Origin of the sequence: Polaromonas sp. CG_9.11, assembly GCF_015752225.1 — a bacterium.
In the GTDB taxonomy this organism is placed as follows: Bacteria; Pseudomonadota; Gammaproteobacteria; order Burkholderiales; family Burkholderiaceae_C; genus Polaromonas.
Map to the genome: position 1 here is coordinate 81012 of NZ_JADOVE010000017.1, position 19350 is coordinate 100361.

Here is a 19350-nt window from a genome sequence, read left to right on the forward strand (position 1 = left end):
CCCGGAAACCCGCGCATGACCGAACTTCCCCTGACGCCCTTGACGCCCCTGACCACCAGCGCCGGCCCCCGGCAGCCCACGGCCAGATTCATGCTGGCGCATCCGGCACATTTCATCGCCCTGGGCTTTGGCTCGGGGCTCAGCCCCTTCGCCCCCGGAACCGCCGGGACCCTGTGGGCCTGGCTGTCCTTCCTGGCGCTGCAGCGATGGCTGTCGCCAGCAGAGATCGGCTGGCTGATTGCCGTGTCGATTCCGCTGGGCTGGTGGGTCTGCACCATCACCGCGCGCCACCTGCGGGTGCTCGACCCCGGCAGCATCGTCTGGGACGAGATCGTCGCCTTCTGGGCCGTGTTGTGGCTGATCAGTCCGGCCGGCCTGCTGGGGCAAGCCATTGCGTTTGCACTGTTTCGCTATTTCGATGCCGCCAAGCCCGGTCCGGTGGGCTGGGCCGACCGGCTGTCGCACGGCGTGGACCCGGCCACCAGCCGCAACGCCTGGAGTATTGCCGGTTTTGGCATCATGTTTGACGACCTGGTGGCCGCCGGCTGCACGCTGCTGGTGATGGCGCTGTGGAGGTTTTTTGCATGAGCAGCTTGCTATCAATAAAAGAGCATCTTTCAAATGACCAGCTTGCGCCAGCAGCCTTTTTAGCTGATATTTTACTAAAAAGGGGCTGGCTGATGGCGACCGCCGAAAGCTGCACCGGCGGCCTGATTGCAGCGGCCTGCACCGAGCTGGCCGGCTCGAGCCACTGGTTTGACCGCGGCTTCGTCACCTATTCCAATGCCGCCAAATCCGAACTGCTGGGCGTCGATGCGGCGCTGATTGAACACCACGGCGCCGTCAGCGAAGCGGTGGCGCGGGCCATGGCGCAGGGCGCGGTGGCCCGCTCGCAGGCGCAGGCGGCGGTGGCGGTGACCGGCGTCGCCGGCCCGGGCGGCGGCAGCTCCGGCAAGCCGGTGGGGACGGTGTGGTTTGGCTGGACCACGCCGGCCGGCACGGTCACTGAAATGATGCGCTTTGACGGCGACCGCGCCGCCGTGCGCCAGGCCAGCGTTGCCCATGCACTGGCGCGGCTGCTTGAACAGCTGGCCGCGCCTGCCTGAACCGTCTTACTCGAAGGCGGCCACGCTGACGCCGTGTTGCTCTGAAAAGTCCTTCAGGATGCCGGCAAGCTGCGCATCCTGAAGCGTGGTGGTCAACTCCACCAGCTTGTTGCCGTCGCCCCGCTGGCTGTCGCTGACCATGACTTCGGCTTCGGGGTCCTGCGCCGCCAGCAATTGCTGCAGGGTGGCCTGCAGCGAGCCCATGACCTTGTCGCGCTGGGCCTTGTTGCGGCTGGAGCCGGCGGTGTACTGGACCTCAAACGAAAAATTGGTTTTCAGGGCCATGGCGTTCAGCGCGCGTTTTCAAGTTTGGCCGACAGCGTGATCTCGGGCACGCTGGCCAGCGCCTGGGACAGCGGGCAGGCGTTCTTGGCACCCTCGGCAATCTCCTGGAACCGGGCTTCGCTGATGCCCGGAACCACGGCCGCAAGCGTCAGCGCAATGCGGTCGATCACAAAACCGTCGCCCTCTTTGACCAGGCGCACCTTGGCTTGGGTGTCGACCAGTTCAGTGGCAAAGCCGGCCTTGTCGCAGGCAAACGAGAACGCCATGGTGAAGCAGGCCGCATGCGCAGCGCCCAGCAGTTCCTCGGGATTGGTGCCGCGCCTGTCGTCCTCGAAGCGGCTGCCAAACCCGTAGGGATAGGCTTTCAGCGCGCTGGTTTCGGTGCTGATGTGGCCCTGACCCTTTTTGCCCTGACCTTGCCAATGGACGGATGCGGTTTTTTCAGTCATAACGGTGCCTTTTCGGTTGCAAAAGAGCGCACAAGCGCGCCGATGCCAAAGTGTGCGTGTCAGACTGCGTGCAAAGCGTCAGACAAGACCGCAAACGCCGCTTGAAGGCTTCCTACATCCGACCTTCATGGTTCGCTGAAAAAAGCGTCGCACTCAGCGGCCGTCGCCCGTGCCGGGGTTTTTCATCTGCCAGAGCATGCGCGCCAGTTCGGGCTTCAGGATTGCCCGCGCCCGGGCATCCAGCGCCGCCAGGCTGCCGGCCAGATTCAGCGCCTGCGGAGAAATCGACGCGCCTTTGCGGGCAAAGACAATGCTGTTGCTCTTTTCCAGCGTCACGATCTCGACCGCATTGCCGCCAAAGCTGCGGCGGATGCGCTCGAACAGCAACCCGTAGTCGGGATGGTCGTAATGCAGGTTGACCACCAGCACGCCGCCCTCCGGCAGGGCCGCCAGGCAGTCGTCGTAAAAGCGCTGGCTGCACAGACCAGCGGGCTGGCCGTCGGGGTCAAAGCCGTCGACCAGCAGCACCGCATACTGCGGCGCCCGGGTCTGCAGGTACAGCGCGCCGTCGGCCGCCAGGACCTCGAAGCGCTCGTCGTCCGGCGGCACCTGAAACGCAGCCCTCAGCGCGATCACATGCGGGTTGATCTCCAGCACCGTCATGCGGCTGGCGGGCAGGAAGCGGTGGCAAAACTTGGCGATCGAGCCGCCGCCCAGTCCGATCATGCCGATGTGCCCGGGGACCGGATTGAACAGCAAAAAACCCATCATGGTGCGGGTGTAGTCCAGCTCGAGCCCGCAGGGGCTGTCCAGGCGCATGCGGCTTTGCAATTCCCCCGACGTGAAATGCAGCGACCGGGACGCGCCATCGTCGAGCACGAAAGGCTGGACATGTTGCAGCGACAGGAAATCGCCCGGCAGCGGTGGTTTAGAGGTCATGTGGCAAGGGCGGGGGCTTGGGAGGCATCGGGTTTTTCTGGAGCGGCGGGTCGGGGGCTGATTATCGGCGTACCGCCTGCGCCTGCGCCCACGTCCCGGGTTTGGCGGCTTGTGCAGTCTGCGCTTTGGTAGCAGACTGGCGACACCGAAATCCCCCCGCAGGAGACCCGCATGACGCCAGCCAGCCCCGAACAATTCAAGGACGCCGTTCGCCAGGCGTGGGACGCGTCGGCCAGCGGCTGGAACCACCAGACGCCGGCGATCCGCAACTGGCTTGCCGCGCCCACGACGGCGCTGCTTGATGCGGCGCGGATCGGTACCGGCCTGCGCGTGCTCGACATCGCAGCCGGCGCGGGCGACCAGACGCTGGACATCGCCCACCGGGTGGGGGATGGCGGCCGGGTGCTGGCCACCGACATTTCACCCGCCATCCTGCAGTTCGCCAGCGAGCATGCGCGGCGGGCCGGGCTGGCGCAGGTGCAGACGCGGGTCTGCGACGCCGAGGACCTGCTGCTCGATGAAACCGGTTTTGACGCGGCCGTGTGCCGGCTCGGCCTGATGCTCTGCCCGAATCCCCTGGGCGCGCTGCGCCAGATGCACCGGGTCTTGCGCCCGGGCGGGCATGCCGCGGTGCTGGTTTTTTCGGAACCGCAGCGCAACCCGTGCATCGGCATTTTGATGACCACCGCGTGCCGGCATGCGGGCCTGGCGCCACGCGATCCATTGACGCCGGGCGGGCTGCTGAGCCTGGGCAAACCGGGGCTGCTGCAAGACTTTTTCAGCCAGGCCGGGTTCACGGACGTGGCCACGGAGCGTATCCAGGCCCCGTTCGAGCTGCCATCGGCCCGCGACTACCTGCATTTTGTGCGCACGTCGGCGTCGCCCATCCTGCAGATCCTGGGCCACCTGAACCCCGAAGCCAGGGAAGCGGCATGGGCCGACATGGAGGAGCAGCTGGAGGTTTTCCAGCTGCCGGAGGGCTGGGAAGGGCCGAACGAGCTGCTGCTGGCGTCGGGCAGCAAGCCGGCGGACTGATGCCGTTTTTCAGCATCAAAATGGCCTTTACCGCTTTACTTTCTTGCGGTGGCAGCTATTGATTTCATAGTAAATCCGACGCATTTTGGCGCCCGCTGTTCAAGGCCACCCGCCGCACGCACCAGCGTTCAAGCCATCAACCGCAGCCCCGGCGGCAGCGATTCGCCAAGCAGGCGGCGTTCGGTGGCTTCGTCGAGTTCGACCTTCCCGGCCACCATCGCCAGCCAGGGCGCGGGCGCCTGAATCGCATGGAGCCGCGCCAGTACCTGCTCGCGCAGCGCCAGCGGCAGGTCGCGGGCCCGGTCGTCGGTGACGCGCGCCAGGTTGACGGCGGCAAAGGCGGCGGCCTCCAGGCGCTTCCAGTCGAGCGCCAGCAGGCGTTCGATCCACGCCGAAGCGGTATCGGGCGGCACCACATCATGCGGGCTGCCGTGAAAAGGCTCGCGCGTGCCGATGCGGCCCAGCGCCCACAGGAGCAAGCTCTCGTCGGCGCTGCCGCCCGGGCCCGTGCGCGGGCGCGCTAGCGGTGCGGCGGCGGATTTGCTGATCCGCCCCAGCAGCCATTCGCCGATCTCGGCTTTGTAGGCCGACGGAATTCGCTCCAGCGATGCGCCCAGCCGCAGCATGTCGCCGGCGCTGCCGCTGACCGGCCGGGCGCCTTCCAGGCCGTCCGCGCCCTCTTCGCTGATCTGCAGGTTGAAGGCAAAGTCGTCCAGCAGGCGCAGCTGCCCGGCGGCGTCCAGCCCGCCGGCCACGCGCCGCCACAGCGTCCACCATTCGGCACCCACCTGCCGGTCGTTGGGATGCTGCACGCCCAGCGGCAGCAGCGTCCAGAGCTGCTGCGCCCGCCAGGCGTCGAGCGGGTCGCCAAAGCCGGGGCGCAGGCCGTAGCCGGCCAGGTTCAGCCAGACGCGCTCGTGCGCCGCGCTGCGGCGCCGGCCGCGTTCGCGCTGCCACAGCGCGTCGAACAACTGGCGCAGCACGGGCGTGGTCCATTGCGCGCGGTCGCCTAGCAGGCGTTCGAGTTGCGCGCGCAGTTGCGTGACCTCTTTCGGGCTGACGGGCTGCTTGTTCGTGCCAAAGATACGGTCGATCTGGGCAATGGCCTCGGCCATGCGCGCTGCCAGCCGTGGGTCTGGTGCTTCGGGGCCACCCGCTTCAGCTTGCGGCTGGCGCAAATCGAACGCCAGCAGCCAGCGTTGGCGCGCGTCAAGCTGCGCCACACAGTGCAGTTCCAGCGTGCCGACGTCGGTCAGGGACGCGGCCAGCTGCACGGCAATGTCCTGCCGCACCGGCTGGCCGTTGCTGGCGCCGGGATCGGCCGGATCAGCCGCCAGCACCATGACGATGGGCGGCAGCCGCACCAGCGCGTCCTCGTCGAGCGTGACCAGCTCGCCGGCTTGCGCCAGCGCCTGGCCGGCGCCCTCGGCCACGGCGCTGAACAGCTGGAAGCGCACCGGCTGGCCAACGCGCAGGGCAAAGCTGCGGCCGGTCAGCAGCGCCTCGTGCCCCGGCTCGCTGCCGCGCGGCAGGATGCAGATGCCGCGCGCCTGGCCGGCATTGGCCTGCTGGCCGGGCGCTTTCGCCTCGTCAAGCCGCAAGAAGTAGCTGCGCGCCGAGCCGCCGCCAATGCGCGGCGCCAGCCCGCGCTGCGCCAGCCCATGGGCGACCGCGCCGCGCGCCACCGCCACATCGGGGTTGTCGTTGTGCAGCAAACGCAGCGGCGCGCCACGCCAGGCGCCCAGCGTCTCGGCCAGCCGCTGCGCCAGCGCCCCGGCGCGGAACACGCCGCCATTAAGCAGCAATGCATCAGGCAGGTCCGGGCCATGCTGGCGCAGGAAGGCGGCGATGTGGCGCGTGATGGCCGCGTCGCGCGCATACGGCAGGCCAAAGGCGACGATGCCGCCGCGTGCCTGCACCGGCTGCGCGTCCAGCCCGACCGGCGGAAAAAAGCCGTCGACGATCAGGCGCTCGACCTCGTCGCGCTGCAGCATCACCGTGCGGCTGCCGCCCACCAGCCGGGCGCCGCCGCCCAGCAGCGTGACTGGCGCCTGTTCAGGCGCGCCAGGGGCCAGCAACACCTCCTTGGCAGCGCGGCAGCGGTCCATCAGCTGCGCCAGCCGGCTGGCCGACAACGGCGCACCCGGCGCGCCCGGCACATTGCCCATGCGCGCTTCCACGGCGTGCGCCAGCGCCAGGTCCATGTTGTCGCCCCCCAGCATCAGGTGGTTGCCGACGCCGACACGCATCAACCGGGGCGAGCCACCGGCGGCATCCGGTTCCACGTCGATCAGGCTCAGGTCGGTGGTGCCGCCGCCCACGTCGCAGACCAGCACGCGGCGGGTCTGCGCCAGTTCCTGGTCCAGCCGGCCCTGGTGGCGCAGCAGCCAGTCGTGGAACGCCGCCTGGGGTTCTTCAAGCAGTTGCACCTGCGGCAGGCCCGCCAGCCGGGCGGCGCTGAGTGTCAGGGCGCGGGCGCCTTCGTCAAAGGATGCCGGCACGGTCAGCCGGAGTTCCTGCCGCTCCAGCGGGCTGTCCGGAAAGTGCGCATTCCACGCGGCGCGCACATGGGCCAGGTAGCTGGCGCTGGCCTCGACCGGCGAAATTTTCGGCACGCCGTCGGGCGCCCCCCAGGGCAGGATGGGCGCCAGCCGGTCCACCGCCGCATGCGACAGCCAGCTCTTGGCGCTGGCCACCAGCCGGCCCGGCACCTGCGCGCCCAGCCGGCGCGCCAGTTCGCCGATGACCCCGGGCGGCTGGCCGGCGTTGCCGCTGTCGGCCGGCCACGGCAGTTGCAGCGCCGAAGCGGCCAGTTCGCCGTCGGCCGGGTGAAAGCGCACCGAGGGCAGCAGCGGCAAGGCGGCCACCTCGCCCGGCGTGACCAGCTGCGCGATGTCGAACACGCGAATGCCGTCCGGCGAGGCCAGGGGTGCATAAGCGACCACGGTGTGGGTGGTGCCGAGGTCGATGCCGACGATGTAGTGGGTGGCAGGCTTGGGGTTTTTATTCATCGCCTGGGCAACTCTGTTGGGTTGGGCTGGCCGGATTCGCCCGGCAGGCGACTTGCTTTCTTTGATTCGCCAAAGAAAGTAAGCAAAGAAAGGCGACCCGCTGTCCGGGTCCCCTGCGCTTCGCTACGGGGCAACCTGCGCTGCGCCAGGACGGGTTGGGGGATAACTATCATTTGCCAACTGTCATAAAAAGCAAAGTCAATGTAACGACTCGAATTGCCAAATGCGATCCCTTCTTACGCCCTCTCCCTCTGGGAGAGGGCTGGGGTGAGGGCTCCCCGATAGCGATTTCTTGTGCCTAACACCACGTCCGCAGGTCCCCGTCCCTGCCTTCTCCCCAGAGCGGGAAGTCGTTATGCAGACTCGCAGGCATGTATCACGGGCAAGCCGAATACTCACCCATCAATCGCTGCAACCCCGCACATCAAACTCCACCTTCCAATGCGCGCCGCCCTGCGTGGCCACCGCCGTCAATTCCAGCGTGCCGGTGTCGGTAGCCACGGCGCGCAAGCGGACCTGCACGATCTCGCCGGCCTGACGGCCTTCGGCGGGCAGCGTGGCCTGGATCTCGCCGAGTTCCTGCAATTCGTCGGGCTGCCAAAAGTCGAGCAGCACGCCCAGCGGGTCCTGGCGGCGCACCGACGAGCCAAAAAAGCGCAGGTGCATCGGCTCGCCGACGACCAGGCCGAATTCCTGCGTCTGCAACTCGGCCTCGATACCTTCTTCCATGCCGAAGGGCGCAATGCACAGCGCCTGGATGGGCGGCTCGAAGCCGGGAATGGCCGGCATCGCCGACTCGACCGCCACGTAATAGGCGCGCGCCGTGCCGCCGCGAATCCGCACGCCCTGGCCGCGCCGCACGTAGCCGTAGTAGGCCGCGCCGCGTGCCACTGCCAGGTCCATGTCGGCGCCGGCAAGCGCGCGCGCCGGCGCAGCCTGCTCGGCAGCCAGCCAGCCGTTCAGCGTGGCCAGCGTGCGCTCGACCAGGATGTCGGACTTGAAGACGCCGCCGTTGAACAGCACCGCCGTCGGATGCAGGAAGCTGGCACCGTCATTCACTTGGCCGTCAAAGCCTTCGAGTTCGGCCGTGGCGCCGGCCTGTCGGCCCAGCAGCGCGGCCAGGTGGCGCGTCACGCCGGCGTCCTGCGCGTACGGCAGGCCCAGCTGCGTCAGGCCGCCGCGCGCACGGTTCACCGGCCGGGCCGCTGCGTCCACCTCGGGGAAAAAGCCTTCGAGCAGCGAAGCCCGCACCTCGGCCTGGGTCAGCTCGGTGCGCACCGAGCCGCCGATCAGTTTGGCGCCCCGGCTGGGAACGACGATGGGCTGCACGTCGAGCGTGGCATCGCCCAGCAGGCTTTCCTTGGCGCTGCGGCAGGCGTAAGTCAGCGCGCGCATCTGCCACGGGTCCAGCTGCTTGCCTTCGGCCGCCAGCTTGCGCGCCACGACATGCGCCAGCATCAGGTCCATGTTGTCGCCGCCAAGCAAGATGTGGTCGCCCACGGCGATGCGGTGCAGTTCCAGCTGGCCTTCGCGCTCCAGTACGGCAATCAGCGAGAAGTCGCTGGTGCCGCCGCCAACGTCGATCACCAGGATGATCTCGCCCGGCCTGACATCCTTGCGCCACTGGCCGCTGCTCGCCTGTATCCAGTGGTAAAGCGCGGCCTGCGGTTCTTCCAGCAGCGTCATCGAAACGTAGCCGGCGGCGCGGGCAGCCTCGGCCGTCAGTTCGCGCGCGGCCGGGTCGAACGAGGCCGGAATCGTGATGGTCACGTCCTGCCGGTCGAACGGCGCTTCGGGGTGCGCCTGGTCCCAGGCGCGGCGCAGGTGGGCCAGGTAGCGGGTTGAGGCTTCGAGCGGCGAGACGCGCGCGACTTCGGGCGGCGCATCGTTCGGCAAAATGGTCGCGCGCCGGTCCACGCCGGGGTGACACAACCAGCTCTTGGCGCTGGACACCAGGCGGATCGGCGTCTGCGCGCCGCGTGTCCGCGCCATTTCGCCAACCGCAAAGTCCTGCTCGCCGGTCCACGGCAGCGCCAGGTCATTGGCGGCCAGTTCGCTTTCATGCGGCAGGTAGAGGAAGGATGGCAGCAGCGGCAGGTTGCCGACGCTGCCGGGCGCGGTCAGCTGCGCAATGTCGAGCACGCCGTAAACCGTTTTTTCGCCATCGCTGGCGCCCATGTCGACCCAGGCCAGCGCGCAGTGCGTGGTGCCCAGGTCGATGCCGATGGAAAACTGCGGCTGGCCCGCCGTGCTTTCAGCCCCGGCGGCGTTCACAGTTCCACCTCGGCCTGGGCCAGCACGCTGGCGTCGTGGCCGGCGGCCAGACGTGGCAACCGGGTGTCGGTGGCGCGCCAGCCCCGGTGGCTCAGGGCGCCATGGAACGGCGCCTGGCCAACCACGTTGCCGGTCAGGCGGATGGCACGGGCGTCAAAGCCGTCATTCAGCGTGATGCGGCTGCCTTCGGCCTCGGGCTGCACCGGCGCCAGCGTGAAATGCTCGCGCAGCACCTTGGCGCAGCCTTCATGCACCAGCCGGGCCGGCCCGCCGATCTCGGCGTCGGTGTAGCTGGACAGGTCTTCCTGGACGAAGTCGATCAGGCGCGCCTCGCGCTGCAGCAGGGCCAGCAGTTGCAGCGCCGCGTCGGGCGTGGCTTCCTTGAAGACGGGCGGCGCGGCGGGCGCGGGCGCAGCCGCGGTGACAGGCGCAGCAGGCGCGTCGCCGTGCTCGCGCAGCGCCTGCACCCGGGCGGCATAGCCGGCATCGCCCAGCGTGCTGAAAAACGAGCCGAAGGCCAGCGAAACACGTTTGAAAAAGGAAGGGGTCGGGTCGGTCATCAAGGCTCCTGATGGCGTCGGCCAGGGGCCGAACATGAAATGAAGGGAGGGGGTCTTGCAGGGCAAGCCGCGCCGGGCGGCACGGCTTGCCCGCAGGCGTGGACCGGGGGGACAGGCTGCAGCGCCCTGGCGCCTGATAGCCTTGCCGGGTCTGGAGCCCCGTTGCAAAACGCTATTGTCCATAGAAAAACCGCGCCCACAGGCGTTGGCGGGTAGTTTTTAAGCGTAAAAAGTACTCTGTGCGCATGTCCAGCATGCACATTCAGCTATTTAATCAATAGCATCATCAGGCCATACCTGCAGCGCATGCGTCGGGTCGCTAGGCGTCGAGGCCGGCACGAAAAAGCCGCAGACCCTCTTGCGACGGCATGCGGCCTGGACAATCCTGAACGGCTGGTTTTTAACCCAGCGCGGACCGGCGGATAAGCCCCCATCCGGCTTTGCGGTCTTTAGCCGTTCACCGCGCTCAACGCGGCGTTGAAGGTGGCGCTCGGGCGCATCACGGCCTTGACCTTTTCTGCATCCAGCAGGTAGTAGCCGCCGATGTCGACCGGCTGGCCCTGCACGTCCTTCATCTCGGCGACGATTTTTTCCTCGTTTTCGGCCAGCGATTGGGCCAGCGGCGCGAACTGCGCCTGCAACGCCGCGTCTTCAGTCTGCTCGGCCAGTGCCTGCGCCCAGTACATCGCCAGGTAGAAATGGCTGCCCCGGTTGTCGAGTTCACCGGTGCGGGTCTTGGGGCCCTTGTTGTTGTCCAGCAGCTTGCCGGTGGCGGCATCCAGCGAGCGGGCCAGCAAACCGGCCTGGGTGTTGCCAGTCTTCAGCGCCAGGTCTTCGAGCGACACGGCCAGCGCCAGAAACTCGCCCAGTGAATCCCAGCGCAGGTGGTTTTCTTCCACCAGCTGCTGCACGTGCTTGGGCGCCGAACCGCCGGCGCCGGTCTCGTACATGCCGCCGCCAGCCATCAAGGGCACGATGGACAGCATCTTGGCGCTGGTGCCGAGCTCCATGATGGGGAACAGGTCGGTCAGGTAGTCGCGCAGGATGTTGCCGGTCACCGAGATGGTGTCCAGCCCGCGCGCGACGCGTTCCAGCGTGAAGCGCATGGCGCGCACCTGGCTCATGATCTGGATGTCCAGGCCCTTGGTGTCGTGCTCTTTCAGGTAAGCCTGCACCTTCTTGATCAGCTCGTTTTCATGCGGACGGTACGGGTCGAGCCAGAACACGGCCGGCATGCCCGAGTTGCGGGCGCGCGTCACGGCCAGCTTGACCCAGTCGCGGATCGGCGCGTCCTTGACCTGGCACATGCGCCAGATGTCGCCGGCTTCCACGTCCTGGCTCAGCAGCACCTCGCCGGTGGCAATGTCCACGATGTTGGCCACGCCGCCTTCGGCCATCTCGAAGGTCTTGTCATGCGAGCCGTATTCCTCGGCCTGCTGCGCCATCAGGCCGACGTTGGGCACGGTGCCCATGGTCTTGGGGTCGAAGTTGCCGTGCCACTTGCAGAAATTGATGATTTCCTGGTAGATGCGGGCAAAGGTCGACTCGGGCATCACCGCCTTCACATCCTTCAGGCGGCCGTCGGCGCCCCACATCTTGCCGCCATTGCGGATCATCGCCGGCATGGACGCGTCGACGATGATGTCGTTGGGCGAGTGGAAATTGGTGATGCCCTTGGCCGAATCGACCATCGCCAGCTCGGGCCGGCCTTCGTGGCAGGCATGCAGGTCGCGCTTGATCTCGTCCTGCGTGCTTTGCGGCAAGGTGGCGACCTTCTCGTACAGATTGGCCATGCCGTTGTTCACGTTCACGCCAATTTCATCAAACAGCGCGCCATGCTTGGCAAACGCGTCCTTGTAGAAAATCTTCACGCAGTGGCCGAACACGATGGGGTGCGAGACCTTCATCATCGTCGCCTTGACGTGCAGCGAGAACATCACGCCGGTGTTGAAGGCGTCGTCGATTTCCTTTTCGTAAAACTCGGCCAGCGCCTGCTTGCTCATGAACATCGAGTCGATGATCTCGCCGGCCAGCAGCGACACCTTGGGTTTCAGGACGATGGTCTTGCCGCTTTTGGTGAGCAGTTCCATCTTCACGTCGCGCGCCTGGTCCAGCGTCAGCGACTTTTCGCCGTGGTAGAAGTCGCCGTGGTGCATGTGCGAGACATGCGAGCGCGACGCCTGGCTCCAGTCGGCCATCGAATGCGGGTGCTTGCGGGCGTATTCCTTCACGGCCTTGGGCGCGCGGCGGTCCGAGTTGCCTTCGCGCAGCACCGGGTTGACGGCGCTGCCGATGCAACGGGCGTAGCGCGCGCGAATGTCTTTTTCGGCGTCGCTCTTGGGGCTTTCGGGGTAGTCGGGAAGCTTGAAGCCCTTGGACTGCAGTTCCTTGACGGCGGCGATGAGCTGGCCCTGCGAGGCGCTGATGTTGGGCAGCTTGATGATGTTGGTGTCCGGGTCTTGCGTCAGGCGACCCAGTTCGGCCAGCGTGTTGGGCACCTTCTGCGCGTCGGTCAGGCACTCCGGGAATTCGGCCAGCACCCGCGCCGCGACCGAGATGTCGCTTTCGGACACTTCAATGCCGGCCGGCGCCGTGAAGGCGCGCACGACGGGCAGAAAGGACCAGGTCGCCAGCAGCGGCGCCTCGTCGGTGAGGGTGTAGATGATTTTTGATTTTCCGGCTGTCATGGTGCTCCTGTGGCTTGTAGGTAGTGAGGCTGGCTTGCGCAATATAGGGGGTGTCCCTGTCATGAACCTGAAGGCTGCGCCGGGCCAGGCGCCGGGGCGGCAAATTTCGTGACTCGTGATGACGGAATTTTCGCGGGTGGCGCGCTGGCCTGAACAGCCGTGGAATGAATGCCAGGCCATTCCGGAGAAGAAGTTTACGCCTGTGCGATTCAGTGCACTCCATAGCCCAGACGGGCTTGCGATAGACATCGCACAACAGTATATTTGCGCCTATACACACAAACACACAACCCAACCATGCCATCTGCACCTCTCCTTGTCGCATCCACTCGCTGGAATTTGGTGATTTCCGAGCAAACGAATGTCGCTGTGCGTACTTTCCTGGCCCAACGTGGATTTAAAAAAGGCGATCTGTCTGCTTTTGTTGAAGACGCTGTTCGCTGGCGCGTGTTCGATCAGGTGATGGGCCAAGCCCGTGAAGGGCTGGATGCCTTGCCTTCGCAAGAGGCAGAGAGTTTTTTGGACGAAGCCCTGTCGCAAGTGCGCGAAGAAGGTTTGGCCGCTGCCCTGTATGACCCGTTCAAGCCGACAACGCCGCCCATGGCGATGGAACCGCAACCGGACCCAAGTGGTAAAAGTGGCAAAGCCCTCAAGGCAGCGGCTGCAAAACCTGTTTCCAAGAAGCTCCGTTAAGGCCACATGCGGGTCGTTCTGGACACCAATGTGCTCATCAGCGCCTTGCTGGTGGGCAAATCAACGTCTGCGCAACTGGTCACCGCATGGCGGCGCGGCCAGTTTGAGCTGCTGACTTGCGATTTGCAATTGCAGGAAATTCGAGCTGTCACGCGCAGGGATGCGGTGCGCGCGCTCATTCGTCCGGCATTGGCGGGCGAGCTGATCAACCAGTTGCGCGGCATGGCCGTCTGGATTGACGCCCTGCCCCCAGTGGAGCGCTCGCCCGACCCGTTCGACAACTTTTTGCTGGCCATGGCCGAGGGCGCTCAAGCAGACGTGCTGGTGTCGGGCGACAAGCGCGGTGTGCTGGCGCTCAAAAGCCATGGGCCGTGCCGCATCGTGACGGTGCGGCTGCTGGTGGATGCGCTGGTGCTGGGGCGATGACAGGCGGAGTTTTGGGAATAATTGCAGGCTAAATAGGCCGACGGCGCTTATAGATTCGGCGTAAGCCACTATTAAATCAGGAGCGCTTTTCCCGTTTCACTCAATAAGGCTTGAGCAGGCCAGCGCACGTCAGCATGCGTTCCACATAGCAACGCCCATCCGGCGGCAGTATCACCTTGTCGCCATCTTCATCGACGCGTTTTCCATTCACCTCGGGCGCCCAGTTCAAATGCAAAACATGCTTGCGCTCCATATCGGCAACCACTTTCGGGTCGTAAGAGCTGCCGTTTTTGGGTTTCCCCAAGGGCGATGACTTGCGCAGCAAGATGAAGGAGTCCACCTTGAACGGGCGCCCGGTGCCCCGGCCCAAAGCCAGCGCCAGCGCCGGCAGATCGCCGCTGTGCGCCAGCGCCACCTTGGCATTGACGCGCTCCAGCGAACTCCAGTCCTGAAGACCCGACTGACCCTTGGGGTCCACCAGCAAGATGTGCGTCAGGCGCTTGCCCACAGCCCACAGCACAAAGTCGGGGAAGTAGGCGCGGGTTTCGGTGTCCAGGTAAACGCCCACCGAACGCAAACTCTCCACATTGCGCATCAGGTAGAAGGTAAAACCCCTGAGCCGCCCCTGATTGACCGGATTTTCCAGAAAACCATGCAGGTCTTCGACGAACTTGCGCTCGCCAGGGTTGAGCGCATCGGGGCTGATGTGCAGGGTCTTGAACGGCAAAGCCTGCACTGCGCGGTCTTGCCCATCGCGCAACAGCGGCGCGTAGAGGTGACGAGGCTCTTCAAAAACCAGTTTCAGCTGCTCGGGATATTGCGGATCAGGGTATGTCTGATTGAAGGCCTTTTGCCCGGCCGGCTTGTCAAACTCGATGCGCAGGTCGTAATGGCTGATGAAGTCACCCGGCGCGCCGGCAACCGATTGCACCAGCGGCTCGCCGAAACGGTAGCGCCGCTTGTTGATGTCATAAATCAGCTTGTGGTGCAACTGCGCCACCGCATCGGCAAGCGCCTGCCACACCAGTTTCTCCTTGTGGGCAAAACTCAAGCCTGCCCAGGGGCGGTGATAGTCCACGCTGTCCAGCACGGACAGCACATCGGCCGGCGACAGCAGCCGCGCGCCTTCGGGCCGGGCGGCCAGCAACTGGGTATTGCGGGTGCGCAGCAGCGCCTGCAGCCGGGTATGCAGATCGGTGTGCCCCACAAACGCCGACGGCACTGCGCCCGTTTGCACATGCTCGCGCAGGTCTTGCGCCAGGTTGTGCGGCGTTTGCGTCACCTCGGGCCGGTAGTCGAGCTGGGCGCTGAAGCGGGACAACACGCCGGTCTCTTCTCGTCCTTCTTGAAGGTAGGCCCATTGCCAGGTGCCATCGGTTTGCCGCGTGACCACCAGACGCGGCTCGGTGGTGTCGCGCCCCACCTTGAAAATTGGCAGCTTCGGGGCATAGTCGGCAAACGACTCGTCAGATTTCCCCAGCCGCAGGCTTTGCGCCACCACGGGCACGCGCCTGGCTTCTACCCATCGCGGAATTTCTTCGGCAAGCGCTTCCAGAAACCGGCTGAGGTAAGTCGCCCGCAGGCTGAAGATATTGAGCGTTTCCAGGCGCCGCAGGCGGTTTTCGGGCGAATCGTCCGCCACCAGGTCGTCGTAAGACTCGCCGTGTGCAATGAAGCGCCGCTTGCCATCGCCCTTGAGGCCCTTCAGGCGCACGCCGCGCCCGAAAATCTGGATGATCTTGTTGCCTTTGCTGCTGCCCAGGTTGATCAGCCCGATCACTGAGACGCGGTAGCAGTTCCAGCCCTCGGCGAACTTGCGGCTGCCCACCAGCACATTGATCGGCGAGTCCGGCAGGTCGATGTCGGTGAACTGGCAGCGCCGCTCGACGATCGCCGCCTTGCGCAGCTGCACCAGGCTCTGGCCGTGGGCGTCCTGCAGTTCGGGGTGGTTTTCGCAGTCGTTGAAGAACTTGTCGCCGTTGCCCACGTTCACGATGCCCCAGTAGCCGCCGTCGCCCCACGACAGGAAAATCTCGTCCGCCACGGCCGGGCTGCGCGTCAGCGTCAGCAGGCCGGTGCTGTCCTGGTTGAACACGGCACCCAGCGACTGCCGCTGGGCCGGCGTCAGCTTGGCGAGAAAGGCCAGCAGCTTGCGAATGTCCGACACCTCGTCGCCCGCGCCCGACTTGGCGAGCTTGCCCTCGTCCTTCTTGTCTTCGACCGTGTTGCCCATGAAGGCAATCAGCGGCTTGTCGGTGAAGGCCGCCGTGAAACCCAGGCCCGCATCGTCTTGCAGCCGCAGTTCGTCAAACACCGTCAGCTTGCCCGCCAGCGTAGCGAAAGCCGCCATGAAGTTGTCCCAGGCCTCGGCGCCCTGCTCGGTGCTGTCAGCGCCAATTTTCTGGATGCCGTAGTCCTTGCCGTAGCCATCCTTGTAGAAGCGGTAGTAGTTGTAGTCGTAAACAATCTGCTCGCCGTACTCGGCCACATGCTTGTCGCTGATGCCGTGGTAGGTGGCCGAATACTCGAACAAAAACGCGTTCGGGTAGTCGGCAAGTTCGTGGCGCAGCGTCTTGAAGGCGCCGGCCTCCTTGCCGCCGCCCGCCAGGCCAATGTGCCCTTCATCGACCAGTACCAGGCGAAAGACGCGGCTGGACGGTGTGAGCTTGAAAAACCCCGGCTCATGGTTCAGCAGGCTGCCGGTGGATTCGACCGTCAGCTTGATGCCGCCGGCGCACTGGCGGTTCAGCGCCTCGACAATGGGCGTGATTTCGCGGCGGTGCTGCTCGATCAGGTTCACGCCCGGCGTGGTCAGCACCAGCTGCAACTCGTCAAACGCGTGCAGGCCGCCAATGTGCTCGATATATTGCAGGATGTTCAGGTGCATCAGCAGCGTCTTGCCGCTGCCCGTGGCCATCCAGTAGGCCAGCAGATTGCGCCGGGGCGCCGCCGGGTTGCCGCGCTGCTCGCGCAGTACGCCCTCGGTGAAATACAGCGCCAGAATCTGGTAGTAGCGCAGGCGCACCGGGCGGCTCACCAGCGCGTTGTAGCGCGCCAGCCAGTCGGCAATGGCGTCGCGGCCCCATTTTTTGATGCCCGATTCAGCCTCGGGCGCATAGCGTTCGACGGCGTGCTGGTAGGCGTCGTCGTGCCGCTCACTGGCCGGGGCCAGGCTGCCCAGCAGCTCGGCCTTGAGCTGTTGGTAGAGCTTTAGTTCCATGTGGCGCCCCGGTCAAAGTCGGTGGCGGCCATCAGCGCGCAAGGCAGCGTCACGCGGCGCAGGTCGGCCCAGTGGTTGACTTCGAGGCGGTGGATGCGCAGGCTGCCGTTGTCGTGCGTGTAGCGGGCGGCGATGGCGTTCAGGACGGCGCTGTCGTCTTCGGGCTCGGTGATGTCGCGCAGCACGACCAGGCAGCCGCACACCGTTTCCAGGCACAGGTAGCGTTTGCCGCCCTCCAGCACCACGCGGCGCGAGCGCTGCCAGTAGCCCTGCAGCAGCGCCCAGGTTTCCATCAGGTCCAGCGGGGTGGCGTCACGGGCCTTGCCGACGCAAATCATGTTGGTGAACGGCCGCGACAGGTCGAGCGCCAGGCGCACGCGGTTTTCCTCGGGGCGGAACAGGTAGCGCACCGGCACGCCTTCGGGCATGGCCGCTTCGTCCCAGGCGGTGTCGAGGTTGGCGATCACGTCTTCGTATTGTTCGAGGCGCTGGACTTTGACGATCAGGCGCTGGCGGTTCGCTGCGCCGGGCGCGCCCAATTTCCAGTGAGAGCTGAACATGACGCGGGCAATGCGCGGCTTGGTCACGGTATCGAAGTAGCCGCCCATCTCGCTCAAAACAAACTTGCGTTTGCTGTCCAGTCCCATGACCGCGTGGCCGGTGGTGCCGCTGCCAGCGAAAAAATCCATGACCCACTCGGCGGGCTCTGTGGTTTGCTCGACGAAGCGGCTAATCAGGGACGTGGGCTTGGGATTGGGAAAGCTGCGTTGCTGGTCGGTGATGGCGGTCAACTCCTTCTCGCCATCTGAAAAATCGTTGATTACTGACTTGCCAACTTGAGTGTCCACCTCATGCAAAAATTTCTTGGCACGAGGTACTGCTTTCTCTGTGCCACCCCAAATCAACCTTTGTGCGGCCATCATTTCCTCAAGCGATGTGCTCAATCCCATTGGCTTTTCTGGGAAACCCCACCCCCTTTTTGGATGCGGACATGGTTTATTGGTTATTGAGTGGAGTGGTTTGTAAAAACGATAGTCGGGGTCGCCGGGCGTATGTACGCCTTTTTTGTTATCTGTCCCACCCCCCTTTGGCATAGACGCATCCGCCGACATCCACAACCAGATACGAGCCTGCGCTTCACGCGCTTGATTTACTTCAACCAAATTTCCTTTTGCATCCCGATATTCCGCGTTGCAGTATGGGTATGTTCCTTTCCACGCGTCCAAGTTTTTCTCATATTCAATACCAGACTCTTCTAACTCTGCTTTAAACGCGATGCGGTGCGCCTCATAAAGTGAGTTCATAGCCGATTGAATCTCCGCAATACTGGGATAGTTCGGATTCAGTTTTTCAAGTAATTCGGTTACATCGGCGTAGCCCGGCTTGACTTCGCGAAACATATTGGGCGCTGCACGAACACGCGCCAAGCTTCGCGCAAACACTTCAACGTATTCGTGGTTATTGGAGTAAGTCGGCGACTGGTTCTTGGTCGAGTTCTGCGCCCAAATCAATTCTTCCACCCGATTCTCAGTACCAAACGTGTCGCCCAACAGGCGCTCCAACGTCAGCCGTTCCTTGTCGTCAATGCTGGCAAACAGCACGTCATGACTATCCAGCAATGGCTTCGCCAGCGCCAGCCGGTCGGCCATCATCGACGCCCAGCTCGAATGCCGAAAACTGTCCTTGTACAAAAACCCGTCGCCGCCGGTGTTGTAGGGCGGGTCAATGTAGATGCACTTGATGCGTTCGCGGAACTTGTCCTGCAACAGGTTCAGCGCCTGCCAGTTTTCCGAGTGGATCAAGAGTCCGTCCGTCTGTTCGTCCAGATGGTCAAACGCCGGGTCCGACAGCATCTCGTCGATCAGGGCGCGCTCAGGCTCGGTGCTGAACAGGCTGGTGTCCACCACCAGCGTGGGCAGGCGCTGCAAGTCTTCCACCGTGGCCACGGCCTGCTTGAACTCGCTTTCAAAATACGCCAGCAGCCGCTGGTTTTGCAGCAGGCGCGGCCAGTAGGCGGCGGGAATCTTGCCTACCGAGATCAGCCAGTGGGTGTCGATGACCTTTTTCTTGAGCGTGTACAGGTTGCGCTGAAAGGTTTCGGTGGCGTCCAGAAACTCGATGATCCGGCCGGCCACGGCATTGAAGGCCCGCGCAATGATGAGCGTGGCCGCGTCGGCGCGGCGGTCGAGCAGGGCTTCAAGGGTGCTGAAGACGACGTTCTTGATGAAGCGGTCTTTTTCGCGGGTCAGAAAGCCGCGCAGGTCCTTGTGGATGAAGTAGTCGGCGTCCTGGCCCACGTAAAAGCGGTTCAGCGCCTTGTCAAGCTGGTGCAGCGCCTGCGCGGTGGCGTCGGTTTTCAAGGCCAGGGCGCGGGCTTCGGCGTTTTTGCCCAGCGTTTTGAAAGCGTCGTTCTTGCCAATAGCGTCGAGGTAGGCGTCTTCGTTCAGGCGCAGCTGGTTGATGCCCTTGATCTGCCCGCCTTCAGCCTTGTCGTGGTCCTTGCCCAGATCCTTGAAGACCGGCTTGTCGCCATCCACGCTTTTTTGCATCAGGTACGGGGCCAGGCCGGTGCTGTCGCTTAGTGCGGCGCGCCAGAGGCTGGCGTAAATCTCGGCCTTCGGCGTGCCGGTCTTGGCGAGCTGAAAGCGCACCACCCACGCGCCGC

General features: G+C 64.9%; 14 protein-coding genes. 5 read left to right on the plus strand and 9 right to left on the minus strand.

Annotated elements, in window-relative coordinates:
* Nucleotides 1-15: 15 nt before the first annotated feature.
* Together IWX85_RS14570 and IWX85_RS14575 are read left to right on the plus strand one after the other, a co-directional pair.
* Nucleotides 16-588 carry a phosphatidylglycerophosphatase A gene (locus IWX85_RS14570; protein WP_196870212.1) on the plus strand — a complete coding sequence of 191 codons (573 nt, stop codon included), beginning with the start codon at nucleotides 16-18 and terminating at the stop codon, nucleotides 586-588.
* Complete coding sequence (locus IWX85_RS14575) at nucleotides 585-1106, plus strand: CinA family protein (RefSeq protein WP_196870213.1); 522 nt, start codon at nucleotides 585-587, stop codon at nucleotides 1104-1106. Before IWX85_RS14570 ends, IWX85_RS14575 begins: the two co-directional genes overlap by 4 nt.
* Before the next feature lie 6 nt (nucleotides 1107-1112).
* On the opposite strand, the gene IWX85_RS14580 is transcribed toward IWX85_RS14575, so the two are convergent.
* From IWX85_RS14580 to IWX85_RS14590, 3 genes are all read right to left on the minus strand, one after another.
* Nucleotides 1113-1391 carry a hypothetical protein gene (locus tag IWX85_RS14580; protein ID WP_036808456.1) on the minus strand — a complete coding sequence of 93 codons (279 nt, stop codon included), beginning with the start codon at nucleotides 1389-1391 and terminating at the stop codon, nucleotides 1113-1115.
* A gap of 5 nt (nucleotides 1392-1396) precedes the next feature.
* Nucleotides 1397-1840: an OsmC family protein gene (locus IWX85_RS14585; RefSeq protein ID WP_196870214.1), complete on the minus strand. Its 444-nt coding sequence runs from the start codon at nucleotides 1838-1840 to the stop codon at nucleotides 1397-1399.
* A gap of 153 nt (nucleotides 1841-1993) precedes the next feature.
* Nucleotides 1994-2779 (minus strand): transferase, encoded by a 786-nt coding sequence (locus tag IWX85_RS14590; protein WP_196870215.1) that lies wholly within the window; start codon nucleotides 2777-2779, stop codon nucleotides 1994-1996.
* A gap of 171 nt (nucleotides 2780-2950) precedes the next feature.
* Between IWX85_RS14590 and IWX85_RS14595 the strand changes: the two genes are divergently transcribed.
* Nucleotides 2951-3814, plus strand: coding sequence for a class I SAM-dependent methyltransferase (locus tag IWX85_RS14595; RefSeq protein WP_196870216.1), 864 nt, complete (start codon nucleotides 2951-2953; stop codon nucleotides 3812-3814).
* A 128-nt stretch (nucleotides 3815-3942) separates the two neighbouring features.
* On the opposite strand, the gene IWX85_RS14600 is transcribed toward IWX85_RS14595, so the two are convergent.
* The 4 genes from IWX85_RS14600 to IWX85_RS14615 form a co-directional block, all read right to left on the minus strand.
* On the minus strand, nucleotides 3943-6825 hold the full coding sequence (locus tag IWX85_RS14600) for an Hsp70 family protein (protein ID WP_196870217.1): 2883 nt from the start codon (nucleotides 6823-6825) through the stop codon (nucleotides 3943-3945).
* 402 nt (nucleotides 6826-7227) lie between these two features.
* Nucleotides 7228-9099, minus strand: coding sequence for an Hsp70 family protein (locus IWX85_RS14605; protein ID WP_196870218.1), 1872 nt, complete (start codon nucleotides 9097-9099; stop codon nucleotides 7228-7230).
* Nucleotides 9096-9659, minus strand: a complete 564-nt coding sequence (locus IWX85_RS14610) for a DUF2760 domain-containing protein (protein ID WP_036813080.1) — start codon at nucleotides 9657-9659, stop codon at nucleotides 9096-9098. Before IWX85_RS14610 ends, IWX85_RS14605 begins: the two co-directional genes overlap by 4 nt.
* Before the next feature lie 449 nt (nucleotides 9660-10108).
* Entirely contained in the window at nucleotides 10109-12346 is a 2238-nt protein-coding gene (locus IWX85_RS14615) for an NADP-dependent isocitrate dehydrogenase (protein ID WP_036808442.1), read from the minus strand.
* 297 nt (nucleotides 12347-12643) lie between these two features.
* Between IWX85_RS14615 and IWX85_RS14620 the strand changes: the two genes are divergently transcribed.
* Together IWX85_RS14620 and IWX85_RS14625 are read left to right on the plus strand one after the other, a co-directional pair.
* Nucleotides 12644-13039 (plus strand): ribbon-helix-helix domain-containing protein, encoded by a 396-nt coding sequence (locus IWX85_RS14620; RefSeq protein WP_081932560.1) that lies wholly within the window; start codon nucleotides 12644-12646, stop codon nucleotides 13037-13039.
* Nucleotides 13040-13045: 6 nt separating this feature from the next.
* Nucleotides 13046-13465, plus strand: coding sequence for a putative toxin-antitoxin system toxin component, PIN family (locus IWX85_RS14625; protein WP_196870219.1), 420 nt, complete (start codon nucleotides 13046-13048; stop codon nucleotides 13463-13465).
* Nucleotides 13466-13565: 100 nt separating this feature from the next.
* Here the strand turns inward: IWX85_RS14625 and IWX85_RS14630 are convergent, their stop codons facing one another.
* Together IWX85_RS14630 and IWX85_RS14635 are read right to left on the minus strand one after the other, a co-directional pair.
* Nucleotides 13566-16685, minus strand: coding sequence for a DEAD/DEAH box helicase family protein (locus tag IWX85_RS14630; RefSeq protein WP_196870220.1), 3120 nt, complete (start codon nucleotides 16683-16685; stop codon nucleotides 13566-13568).
* Complete coding sequence (locus tag IWX85_RS14635) at nucleotides 16676-19336, minus strand: site-specific DNA-methyltransferase (protein ID WP_196870221.1); 2661 nt, start codon at nucleotides 19334-19336, stop codon at nucleotides 16676-16678. The genes IWX85_RS14630 and IWX85_RS14635 overlap by 10 nt, the downstream gene beginning before the upstream one ends.
* Nucleotides 19337-19350: the final 14 nt, after the last annotated feature.

Excerpts from the sequence above, each read along its gene's own strand:
- IWX85_RS14625 (WP_196870219.1), top strand. The coding sequence starts at position 13,046 with ATGCGGGTCGTTCTGGACACCAATGTGCTCATCAGCGCCTTGCTGGTG.
- IWX85_RS14570 (WP_196870212.1), top strand. The coding sequence starts at position 16 with ATGACCGAACTTCCCCTGACGCCCTTGACGCCCCTGACCACCAGCGCC.
- IWX85_RS14615 (WP_036808442.1), bottom strand. The coding sequence starts at position 12,346 with ATGACAGCCGGAAAATCAAAAATCATCTACACCCTCACCGACGAGGCG.
- IWX85_RS14595 (WP_196870216.1), top strand. The coding sequence starts at position 2,951 with ATGACGCCAGCCAGCCCCGAACAATTCAAGGACGCCGTTCGCCAGGCG.
- IWX85_RS14600 (WP_196870217.1), bottom strand. The coding sequence starts at position 6,825 with ATGAATAAAAACCCCAAGCCTGCCACCCACTACATCGTCGGCATCGAC.
- IWX85_RS14620 (WP_081932560.1), top strand. The coding sequence starts at position 12,644 with ATGCCATCTGCACCTCTCCTTGTCGCATCCACTCGCTGGAATTTGGTG.
- IWX85_RS14630 (WP_196870220.1), bottom strand. The coding sequence starts at position 16,685 with ATGGAACTAAAGCTCTACCAACAGCTCAAGGCCGAGCTGCTGGGCAGC.
- IWX85_RS14610 (WP_036813080.1), bottom strand. The coding sequence starts at position 9,659 with ATGACCGACCCGACCCCTTCCTTTTTCAAACGTGTTTCGCTGGCCTTC.
- IWX85_RS14580 (WP_036808456.1), bottom strand. The coding sequence starts at position 1,391 with ATGGCCCTGAAAACCAATTTTTCGTTTGAGGTCCAGTACACCGCCGGC.
- IWX85_RS14575 (WP_196870213.1), top strand. The coding sequence starts at position 585 with ATGAGCAGCTTGCTATCAATAAAAGAGCATCTTTCAAATGACCAGCTT.
- IWX85_RS14585 (WP_196870214.1), bottom strand. The coding sequence starts at position 1,840 with ATGACTGAAAAAACCGCATCCGTCCATTGGCAAGGTCAGGGCAAAAAG.
- IWX85_RS14590 (WP_196870215.1), bottom strand. The coding sequence starts at position 2,779 with ATGACCTCTAAACCACCGCTGCCGGGCGATTTCCTGTCGCTGCAACAT.